Origin of the sequence: Macrococcus brunensis, from assembly GCF_004359615.1 — a bacterium.
Classification (GTDB): domain Bacteria; phylum Bacillota; class Bacilli; order Staphylococcales; family Staphylococcaceae; genus Macrococcus; species Macrococcus brunensis.
The window spans coordinates 67757-79392 of record NZ_SCWA01000003.1 but is presented as its reverse complement, the minus strand read 5'-3'; the positions used below and the strand labels follow the sequence as shown (position 1 = coordinate 79392).

7 protein-coding genes and 1 pseudogene are annotated in these 11636 nt (G+C 40.2%); 7 read left to right on the top strand and 1 reads right to left on the bottom strand.

The window, feature by feature from the left end; translation table 11 throughout:
• Positions 1 to 569: 569 nt before the first annotated feature.
• The 7 genes and pseudogenes from ERX27_RS11610 to ERX27_RS02175 form a co-directional block, all read left to right on the top strand.
• Positions 570 to 1961 (top strand): annotated as a pseudogene (locus tag ERX27_RS11610) (DNA translocase FtsK); the annotation flags it as partial.
• 10 nt (positions 1962 to 1971) lie between these two features.
• The gene (gene murC / locus ERX27_RS02200) at positions 1972 to 3267 is read left to right on the top strand and encodes a UDP-N-acetylmuramate--L-alanine ligase (protein WP_133431202.1); all 1296 of its coding nucleotides are present in this window, start codon (positions 1972 to 1974) and stop codon (positions 3265 to 3267) included.
• A gap of 85 nt (positions 3268 to 3352) precedes the next feature.
• Positions 3353 to 3892 (top strand): DUF948 domain-containing protein, encoded by a 540-nt coding sequence (locus ERX27_RS02195; protein WP_133431201.1) that lies wholly within the window; start codon positions 3353 to 3355, stop codon positions 3890 to 3892.
• 81 nt (positions 3893 to 3973) lie between these two features.
• Complete coding sequence (locus tag ERX27_RS02190) at positions 3974 to 5053, top strand: YtxH domain-containing protein (RefSeq protein WP_133431200.1); 1080 nt, start codon at positions 3974 to 3976, stop codon at positions 5051 to 5053.
• A gap of 90 nt (positions 5054 to 5143) precedes the next feature.
• Positions 5144 to 6217: a bifunctional 3-deoxy-7-phosphoheptulonate synthase/chorismate mutase gene (locus ERX27_RS02185; RefSeq protein WP_133431199.1), complete on the top strand. Its 1074-nt coding sequence runs from the start codon at positions 5144 to 5146 to the stop codon at positions 6215 to 6217.
• 58 nt (positions 6218 to 6275) lie between these two features.
• Positions 6276 to 7265: a catabolite control protein A gene (gene ccpA, locus ERX27_RS02180; RefSeq protein ID WP_133431198.1), complete on the top strand. Its 990-nt coding sequence runs from the start codon at positions 6276 to 6278 to the stop codon at positions 7263 to 7265.
• A 114-nt stretch (positions 7266 to 7379) separates the two neighbouring features.
• Positions 7380 to 9047: a formate--tetrahydrofolate ligase gene (locus ERX27_RS02175; RefSeq protein ID WP_133431197.1), complete on the top strand. Its 1668-nt coding sequence runs from the start codon at positions 7380 to 7382 to the stop codon at positions 9045 to 9047.
• Positions 9048 to 9117: 70 nt separating this feature from the next.
• Here the strand turns inward: ERX27_RS02175 and ERX27_RS02170 are convergent, their stop codons facing one another.
• Positions 9118 to 11502, bottom strand: coding sequence for a transglycosylase domain-containing protein (locus ERX27_RS02170; RefSeq protein ID WP_133431196.1), 2385 nt, complete (start codon positions 11500 to 11502; stop codon positions 9118 to 9120).
• Positions 11503 to 11636: the final 134 nt, after the last annotated feature.

Below are 11636 nucleotides of genomic sequence, written 5' to 3'. Positions count from 1 at the left end.
AAATCATTACTATCTCTGCTGATTCATCAGAAGATCATCAAGTGATAGAGACAGATGAAATACCAGTATCAGAAGAGAAGACAGTCACTGATGTAGATTCAAGCGACGCTGATGACGCTTTGATAGAAAAAGTTGTCTTTGAAGTCGGTCAAAACACTGAAACTGACCCTGTTGAAGAGAATACAGAAGTTGAAGAAAAGCTTGAGGAAACACCCGTTGAAGCGGTGGAAACTGAGTCGGAAGTAATAGAAGCAGAGGTATTGGAAGTTCAGGCAGAAAGCGTCGAATCAGTATCTGAGTCATCAACTGAAGAAACTGAATTAGAGCCGCAGCCTGACGCAATAAAAGAACCTGAAACTGAGGAAACAGTTGTCACTGAACCAGTGAAGACTAGCGAGAACTCAGAACCCGCCCCTCAACCCAAACGTAAAACATCACCTTTCAATGTCATGATGACACCATCTGATAAAAAACGACTGATGAATAAAGCGTCAGAGCAGGCAACGGTCAAAGAATCCGTTTCAGAATCTTCAACTGAAGAAAAGAAAGCGGAAACCGAAAAAGCTAAAAGAATCGGACCGAAGTACCTTCTGCCACCTGTCAGTCTTTTGTCACCAGAAGAGAAATCCCACGAAAATGTTGAATGGGTAGAAGAACAGCGCAAACAGCTGGATGAAGCCTTTTATCATTTCAATGTGCCTGCGAAAGTAGAAGAAGTCGTCATCGGTCCTTCTGTCACTCGTTATGAACTGTCAGTTGAAAAAGGTGTAAAAGTCAGCCGGATTACCAATCTGCAGGATGACATCAAGATGGCGCTTGCAGCGAAGGAAATTCGTATTGAAGCACCGATTCCAGGGACTTCCCGTGTCGGTGTTGAAGTGCCGAACATTGATACGCGAAAAGTGAATTTAAGTGAAGTGATCTTCAGCAAACGTTTCAAATTTGCTGAATCGAAACTGATGGTCGCGCTCGGTGCTAAAATCAATAATGAACCGATGCTGATGGATATAGCGAAGATGCCGCATGCTTTAATCGCAGGTGCAACGGGGTCGGGTAAATCAGTCAGTATCAATGCGATACTGCTGTCTCTTTTATACCGCAATAATCCGAATGAACTGAAGCTGCTGCTGATTGATCCGAAAATGGTGGAACTCGCACCTTATAATGACTTACCGCATCTGATAGCGCCTGTTATTACAGACGTTAAAGCAGCCACTGAAAGTCTGAAATGGGTCGTTGAAGAAATGGAACGTCGATACAAAGTCTTCTCTGACGTCCATGTCCGTAACATCACCGCTTTTAATCAGAAATCACCTTATGATAAACGCATGCCGAAGATTGTCATTGTCATCGATGAACTCGCAGACCTGATGATGATGGCACCGCAGGATGTAGAACATTCTATCGCCCGTATAGCACAGAAAGCACGGGCAGCAGGTATACATATGATCCTTGCAACGCAGCGTCCGTCTGTCAATGTCATTACAGGGCTGATTAAAGCAAATGTACCGACACGAATTGCTTTCATGGTTTCTTCTTCTATTGACTCCAGAACCATTCTCGATAATGGTGGCGCTGAGAAGCTGCTGGGTAATGGTGACATGCTCTACCAGGGCAATGGTATGAATAAACCGATTCGGATTCAAGGTTGCTACGTCTCTGATGAGGAAATCGATGCAGTCGTAGATTATATCAAGGAACAGGGTGAACCGAATTATCTGTTCCAGGAGAAAGAACTGCTGGATAAAGTGAATGAAGTCCCGCAGGATGAACTCTTTGAGGAAGTGGTTCAGTTTATGCTGGAAGAAGGGCATATCTCTACTTCTCAGTTGCAGCGTAGATTCCAGATCGGCTACAACCGCGCGGCTCGAATTATCGACAGTTTAGAGTCGATGGGGTATATTAGTGGAGCAAATGGTTCTAAACCGAGAACTGTATTAGTGAGTGAAAATCAATTATAGGAGTGGAACTATGACGTTATATCATTTTATCGGTATAAAGGGTTCAGGTATGAGTGCACTGGCACATATTCTTTACGATATGGATAATGAAGTGCAGGGCTCTGATATCGACAAACATTTTTTTACTGAAGATGCTCTTAGAGATAAAGGCATTCAAATCATGCCGTTTGATGCAGCGAATATTAAGGAAGGCATGACGGTTATCGCCGGCAATGCTTTCGGAGATGACCATCCTGAAGTTGTGCGTGCAAAGGAACTAGGTGTTGAATACTATCGCTATCATGATTTCCTTGGACGTTTCATGAGTCAGTATACGTCTATCGCTGTAACAGGTGCGCACGGTAAGACCTCTACAACGGGTCTTTTATCCCATGTGATGAATGGTGACAAAAAAACTTCGTACTTAATCGGTGATGGTACAGGTATGGGGCAGCTTGAAAGTGAGTATTTTGCATTCGAAGCTTGCGAATACAGACGACATTTCCTCAGCTATACACCTGATTACGCAATCATCACCAATATTGACTTCGATCATCCTGATTACTTCAAGAATCTAGAGGATGTCTTCAATGCGTTCCAGGAGATGGCACATAAAGTCAAAAAAGCGATTATTGCCTGTGGAGATGATAAAATTCTTCACGATATTAAAGTAGATGTGCCGGTCTATTACTACGGTTTAGGTCAGGAAAACAGAGTCAGAGCTGAGAATATTGTGACATCCAGTGAAGGGACTTCTTTTGATGTACTGATTGATAATAAGCTATACGGTAATTTCAAGACGCCGATGTTTGGTAATCACCAGGTTCTGAATGCACTGGCAGTTATCACAGTATGTTACCTTGAACAGCTCGATGTCTGCAACATCAAAGAAGCACTGACACTGTTCGGAGGCGTCAAGCGCCGATTCAGCGAGAAAAAAGAAGGCACACAGATTCTGATTGATGATTATGCACATCATCCGGCAGAGATTAAAGCGACTATTGATTCAGCCCGTAAGAAGTATCCGAATAAATCAGTCATCGCTATCTTCCAGCCACATACATTCTCTCGTACTGAAAAGTTTCTGAGTGAGTTTGCAGACAGCCTGAAAGAAGCGGATCAAGTCTATCTCTGTGAAATCTTCGGTTCTGCCCGTGAGAAGAGTGGTGCTTTAAAGATTCAGGACCTGGCTGACCTTATTCCAAATTCTCAAGTACTGACTGAAGAAGCAATCGATGTGCTTAAACAGCACAATGATTCAGTCTTACTCTTTATGGGTGCTGGTGATATTCAGAAATTTCAGCAAGCCTATGAAAATTTGTTATAATGGTGTAACTAACATGTTTTAAGCCCTTGAACAGGGGTATAAAAAAAGAGTAAATTAAGGATAACCACATTAGGAGGGGCTCAATATGGAATGGATTTTACCAATCGCCGGCATCATCGCAGCAATCGCTTTCTTGATTCTGTGTATCGGTATCGTCATCGTATTACTTTCAGTTAAGAAAAACTTAGACCACGTTGCTAAAACGCTGGACGGAGTAGAAGGACAGATTCAAGGGATTACTCGTGAATCAACTGACTTACTTCACAAAACAAACAGACTTGCTGAAGATGTTCAAGATAAATCAGCTCGTTTAAACACAGTTGTTGATGCTGTTCAAGGTATCGGTGGTACTGTTAACAACTTAAACAGCCATGTAGACCGTGTGACAACATCAATTACACAAAACATTGCAAACAACAAAGATCAGATTGCGCAAGTCGTACAATGGTCTAACGTTGCAATGGAAGTTGCAGACAAATGGAAAATGAGAAAAGAGCGTCGTAACGCTTATGACTTCTCTAACCAAGTGGTTGTCAACAATGACAAAGAAGTATTTAACAATGATACTGCTCGCTACAACAATGTAGATGAAGACAGAATCAATGCAGGACTTCATAATAAATAAGTTTAGTTATTAAATAATTGGGAATATACTTGTTAAATAAGTATATTCCTATTTTTTTATACCTTAAGGAGGAGAAACAACATGGTCAACACTTATAACAGAGAACTCAACAATGGTAGAAATAATGAATCGGTAACTGTTTACAGATCAAATGGTGGTAATACTTATAACCGCGATTTACATACGCATACTGTAAAAGAATACGAAGTACAATGTAAAAACACAATTGCTCGTGATTTCACTTTTGGTCTGACATTCGGTATTGCGATTGGTACTCTTGCAGGTTTACTGCTTGCACCGAAACCAGGTCGTGACCTTAAAAAAGATATCAATTCAAAAGTGGTTACATTTAAAGATAGCGCAGTCAATAACTCAGTTGATAAACAAGGTCAACCTTCAAAAGCAGATGAAATTAAAAACAAAGTGACTGAAAAAGTCAGTGAAGTAAAAGAAAAAGCACAGGAAATTAAAGAACAAGTCGTGCAAAAAGCAGGCGAAGTTCAAGAGCAAGTCGTACAAAAAGCGAATGAAATTCAAGAAAAAGTCGCAGAAAAAGCACCTGAAGTAAAAGAGCAAGTGGCTCAAAAAGTAGGCGAAGTAAAAGAGCAGGCCACTCAAAAAGTGAATGAAGTTCAGGAAAAAGTCGCAGAAAAAGCACCTGAAGTAAAAGAACAAGTCGCTCAAAAAGCAGGCGAAGTAAAAGAAAAAGCTCAAGATAAAAAAGAAGAAGTGAAAGCGAAAGCAGAAGAGAAAAAAGAAGCAAAAAAAGAAGCGGGCAAAAGTGAAACAACTCAGGCACATTCAACTATTAAAGTTGTAGAAGTGGATGACAGAGATAAAAACAATACAGACGTTAAAACAGATACACAGTTAAAAGATAAAGTGGCAGATTCTGATGCATTAGCTGCACAACGCCGTGCAATTAAAGAAGAAGTGAATGATGATTCTTTAGCAGAACCATTAGCTGTTGTAGATAAAGATACTAAAAGTGATATTGAAGAGCACAAAAAGAATCATACTGACGTCAGTGGTAACGTGAACAAAACACAAAACAATCAAAAACAAAATAATAATAACAATAAAAACAATAAAAACAATAACAACAACAAAAACAACACGAACAATAACAAAAATAATACCAAACAGGGCAAAAACAAATAGCAAGTGATTCTGTTTATCCTGTGATAAAATAGTAGGGTGATTCTCGCCCTACTATTTTTATTTTAAATTTTTTTATGAAGAGGTGTAATAATGACAGAACTCAATCAATTAAGAACTAGAATTGAAGAAATTAACTTTGCTATACTGGAGCTTCTGACAGAGCGCGGAGAAGTAGCGAAAAAAATAGGGCAGGAGAAAATTAAGGCTGGAACAGATATTTATGACCCGCAGCGCGAAAAAGAGATGTTGAATCAGCTCATCGAACAGAATAAAGGACCTTACGATGATAACGTCATTAAACAATTATTCAAGGAGATTTTCAAAGCATCTACAGAACTGCAGCAGGCACAGAATGAAAAGCATCTGCTTGTTTCTCGTAAAATGAAGCCTGAAGATACAATCGTTTCGTTTCCTAACGGCGCAGCAGTTGGCGGTCAGGATAAGATATTTGTATTTGGACCTTGTTCTGTAGAGTCTTATGAACAGGTTGATGCAGTTGCACGTGATTTAGCTGCTAAAGGGCAGAAGTTTATCCGTGGAGGTGCCTTTAAACCACGTACTTCACCGTATGATTTTCAGGGGTTAGGTGAAGAAGGCCTGAAAATATTAAAAGAGATGAATAAGAAATATGGACTTAATATTGTTTCAGAGATTGTCAATCCAGCTCATTTTGAGATGGCAGATCAGTATGTAGATGTCTTTCAGATTGGTGCACGAAACATGCAGAATTTCGAACTTTTAAAAGAAGCAGGTAAATCAAATAAGCCGATTCTGCTGAAAAGAGGCTTAGCTGCAACTATTGAAGAATTTATTTATGCGGCAGAATATATTCACTCAAATGGTAACAGTCAGATTATTATGTGTGAACGAGGAATCAGAACGTATGAGAAAGCGACCCGCAACACGTTAGATATCTCAGCGGTGCCTATATTGAAACAAGGAACGCACCTTCCTGTACTGGTTGATGTGACGCATTCAACGGGGCGTAAAGACATTATGCTGCCTGTCGCTAAAGCAGCGCTTGCAGTAGGTGCAGATGGTGTAATGGCAGAAGTTCACCCAGATCCAGCAGTTGCACTGAGTGATGCCGGCCAGCAGATGGATCTTCAGGAATTCGATTCTTTCTTCGCTGAAATTGACAAAGCCCGTCAGTTATATTTATAATATAACATTGTCAAAAAGCGTGATATAATGAGAAAGAAAACGATTACAGGAGGTCATCATGACAATTACTATCTATGATGTCGCACGTGAGGCCAAAGTTTCAATGGCGACTGTCTCGCGAGTAGTTAACGGTAATCCAAACGTTAAACCAGCGACGAGAGACCGGGTTAATGAAGTCATCAAGCGTTTAAACTATCGCCCGAATGCTGTCGCACGTGGACTTGCCAGCAAAAAGACGACGACTGTCGGTGTCATTATCCCTGATATCTCAAATATTTACTATTCAGAACTTGCAAGAGGTCTGGAAGATATCGCCAAAATGTATAAATATCAGACGATTATCTCGAACTCAGATAATGACCCTGAAAAAGAAAATGATATTTTCAATAATTTACTCAGTAAGCAGGTCGATGGCATCATCTTTTTAGGAGGTACATTGTCATCTGAGACACTTCAACTGATTCAATCGACATCTGTGCCCGTGGTCGTATCTGGTACACATGATGTTGAAGAGACGTTACCTGCTGTTAATATTGATTATAAAAAGGCAAGTACAGAGATCACTGAGCGCTTAATAGAGCAAGGTGTCGAACGTTTTGCATTTGTAGGTGGCGGTTACTCTGAGAAAGCCCGTCTTGATGTACAGGCAGGCATGGAGGCTGTTCTGGCAGAGCATCAAATCAACTTAGATTCCTCAGCTGTCTACATCGGCAACGAACAGTACCTGGATGGTGAGAAAGCTTTTAATCATATTAAAGAAGCAAAACCACAAGCTGTGCTCTGTATCAGCGATGAACAAGCGATTGGTATCGTTCATGCAGCCCAGGATGCAGGACTGTCTATTCCTGAGGACCTGCAGATCATCAGTTTTAATAACACACGTCTTGTGCAGATGGTTCGTCCTAAGCTGTCCAGTGTCATGCAGCCGCTCTACGATATTGGTGCTGTCGGTATGAGACTGCTCACAAAATTCATGAACGATGAAGAGATAGAAGATACGAATGTCGTGCTTCCTTATCGAATTGATTATAGAGGAACAACGAAATAAAGAATCAACTCAAGTTGATTCTTTATTTTTTTTTAGCAAATCGGTCGACATTGAAACCGCTTTATCATATCATTAAGGAGGAGTTAAAAACATTTAAAGGAGAGACACAAAATAATGGCTGAATATTTATCTGATTTAGAAATCGCTAAACGCTCTACAATTCGTCCAATCCAGGAAATCGCTGAAGAAGCGGGCTTCCCAAAAGAGTCAGTAGAACCTTATGGTTTTTACAAAGCAAAAATTAATACACAGTTAATCGATAAACCGGTTAAAGGTAAAGTGGTATTAGTGACTGCGATGAGCCCGACACCAGCTGGTGAAGGTAAATCTACTGTAACAGTTGGACTGAGTGACGCATTCAGAAAAATCGGTGAAAACGTTATGGTTGCTCTTCGTGAACCATCTCTTGGACCAGTATTTGGTATGAAAGGCGGCGCTACTGGTGGTGGTTACGCTCAAGTATTACCAATGGAAGAGATCAACTTACACTTTAATGGTGACTTACATGCGATTACAACTGCGAACAACGCTTTAGCAGCATTCATCGACAACCATGTTTATCAAGGTAACCAATTAAACATCGACCCTCGTCGTATCTCATGGAAACGTGTATTAGATATGAATGACCGTACATTACGTCAAGTTGTTGTAGGTCTTGGTGGACCATTCAAAGGGGTACCTCGTGAAGATGGTTTTGATATCACTGTTGCAAGTGAGATTATGGCTGTATTCTGTTTATCTCGTGATATCCATGACTTAAAAGAAAACATCGCTAAAATTACTATCGGTTTCACTTATGACCGTAAACCAGTTACTGTTGGTGATTTAGGGGTACAAGGTGCATTAGCATTAATCCTTAAAGATGCAATCAAACCTAACTTAGTACAAACAATTGAAGGAACACCTGCGTTAATCCACGGTGGACCATTCGCTAACATCGCTCACGGCTGTAACTCAATCATCGCAACTAACACAGCTCGTCAAATGGCTGATATCGTTGTAACAGAATCAGGATTCGGTTCTGACTTAGGCGCAGAGAAATTCATGGACATCAAAGCGCGTCGTGCTGGTTTAGAGCCAAGCGCAATCGTTGTAGTCGCAACTATCCGTGCGATGAAAATGCATGGTGGCGTAGCGAAAGACGAACTTAAAGCTGAAAATGTTGATGCACTTAAAAAAGGTATCGTTAACTTAGAAAAACACTTAGAAAACTTAAAACAATTCGGTGTTGAACCAGTCGTAGCATTAAATGCTTTCGTTACTGACACTGAAGAAGAAGTAAACTTCGTTAAACAGTGGTGTGCAGAGCGCAACATTAAAATCGCACTTACAGAAGTTTGGGAAAAAGGCGGAGAAGGCGGCGTAGAGCTTGCTAAACTCGTTAAAGAAGTAATGGATACTGAACAAAACTTCAAACCATTATACGAGCTTGAATTACCAGTTGAAGAAAAAATCCGTAAAATCGTTAAAGATATCTACGGCGGAGATGATGTTGTCTTCACTGATAGCGCGAAAAAACAACTTAAAACAATTAAAGACAACGGCTGGGATAACTATCCAGTATGTATGGCTAAAACACAATACTCATTCACAGATGATCCTAAAAAATTAGGTCGTCCAGCTGGCTTTGAAATCACTATCCGTGAATTAATCCCTAAAACAGGGGCTGGCTTCATCGTAGCGTTAACAGGAGATATCATGACAATGCCTGGTTTACCGAAACAACCAGCAGCACTGAACATGGATATCGACGCAGAAGGTAACGCAGTCGGTTTATTCTAATAACAAGAGACGCATCCATTAGGATGCGTTTTTTTCATCAAAAAAATCTCTGCCGGCTGGCAGAGATTTTTTATTGTGCGTCGTCTTCTTTTTTCTTATTTTGTCCGCGTAATTCATTGAACTGATCTGCAATAGGCGATTTAGGTGAAATCTTTGACTTAGTGCTGCTGTCAATATTGTTACCTAAGCGATTCAGTACACGCGGGTCATCAATCGATTTGTTTGATAGGTCAGTATTCTTCCACACTAAACTATCTGCAGCGGATTCACCTTGATTACATGAGCCATTAGGGCTGTTCGTAATCTGACAGATTTTCTGTGTTTCAACACTATCAGGTTTAGTGAACTGTTCATTTACACCCATCTGCTCAGGATCAATCGCTGTGATACTGTTATTGATATCACGCCATAACTTAAGTTGATAGTGATTCTCCTCGTCAAACGGAATAAGTTTATCGTAACCCATCCAGATACCGAGTGTCACTTTCGGGTTATAGGCGACAAACAGGCTGTCTGTACCATTTTCAGCTGTACCAGTTTTACCTGCCCAGTCCTGATTGAACTGGAATGTACCTTTTAGCTGATAAGCACTACCTGTGTCAAGAACGCCGCGGAGCATATCCGTCATGATATAAGCTGTGGCATCACTGAATACTCGTTCAGGTGCTGCTTCGTGTTTATAGACTGTTTTACCGCTGTTATCTTTAATCGTCTCAATCATATAAGGCTCCTGATAATTCCCTTTGTTAGCGAATGTCGAGAAGCCGTCAACATTATCTTCAAGGGTCGTATCTGTCGCTCCAAGTGGAAGAGATAAATTCGGTTTCTGATTGTCAGGAATGTTGATATGCATTTTATCAAGGAATTCCCATGGTTTTCTATCCTGAATACCTGAGTAAAGTCTTAACGTACTTAAATTGAATGAGTTGATAAGAGCCATACGAGTAGTGATCTGGCCGAACTCTGTTCGTGCATAGTTCTCAGGTTTATAGCCATTCACATCAAAACGTTTATCAAGCAACATCGTTTCAGGTGTTGTGACACCATATTCAATAGCGGGTGCGTAAGCAACGAGTGGTTTCATTGTAGAACCAGGTGAACGTCTTGTCTGAGTCACGTGGTTATTTTGAGATTTTTCGTAATCACGTCCACCGACGAAGGCGATGATCTTACCTGATTCATTCTCTTTTAACATGACACCGACTTCCTGCTGCAGGTTCACTGTCTTACCGTCTACTTCTGCTGGACGATCATATGAATAGTAATAAGGATTGTCTTTGATTTCGTTCATTTTATCATAAATAGGTTTGTTAATAGTTGTCTGAATCTTATAGCCTTCGTTTCTAACTTTATCATTAGCGAGAGCTGTATACTTATCATTGAGTATTGGTGTTTCATCGAGCTGCTGAGCCGATACTTTATCTTTCTTGGCGAGTTCATATTTAAGAATATCTACTGCACGATTTTCAACTTCCTTCGTCAGGAATGGATATTCCACATCAGGTTTAGAAATACGTTCAACAAACGATTTCTTTAAATTGAATTTAAGTGCTTCCTGATATTCTTTGTTTGTGATTTTCTTTTCTTCTTTCATTCGTTTCAGCACATACTTCTGACGTTCAAACCCGTATTTAAGTTCCGCATCTTTTTTAACTTCACCCGTTATTAAGAATGGGGTATATGTATAAGGGTTCTGAGGCATACCGGCTAAATAAGCACTTTGCGCTATGTTAAGGTCTTTAGCTTTCTTACCAAAAACGCCTTGTGCTGCCGCTTCGATACCGGCGATATTCTGACCATTCGTATTACGTCCGAAACTGACAACATTTAAATAGACTTCAAGTATCTGCTGCTTCGAAAGTGTTTTTTCTACTCTGAAAGACAGCAGCATTTCTTTAGCTTTTCTTTCAAAAGAAGTTTCATTGGAGAGTAACTGGTTTTTCACTAACTGCTGCGTCAGCGTACTGCCTCCGGATGAAGAAGCGCTGCCGAGAAATTCCTGAGCACTTGCTCGGATAAAAGCTTTAGGAACAATACCATTATGCTGATAGAAATTTTCGTCCTCTGTTGAGATGAGTGCATCGACAACATGAGGCGTGACTTGATCGTATTTAATCACAGTCCGAAGCGTATCGGCATTTAAACTTCCTAAAGATTCGCCCCCGGCAAAATAAACAGTTGAACTCTGGTTCATTGAGTATAATGAGTTTTTCAGTTCATTTTTGGAAGGAACAGGTTCATCTTTGACAAGACCTGCAAAATAACCAATACCAAAGCCGCCCAGTAAAGTGGCTAGTAGAAAACCACCGACAAGTATGAGTAGAAATAAATTCGCAAATACTTTATAAATAGAGTTGAATATGACATAGGGCGTCCATTTTACAGTCTTCAGATTAGACTTATTTTGAGTATAAGTATTCTTCCAATTAGAAGAACTTCGCTTTAATTTTGACATCTCTAACCTCCTGAATTATATTCAGTATAGCATATGAAGGACTTGACTTAGAAGCATTCATTCATTAAACTAGTAACATAATTATATACTTCAGACTATAGGACAAGTAAGACATAATCTTCTCTTTTAGAGAG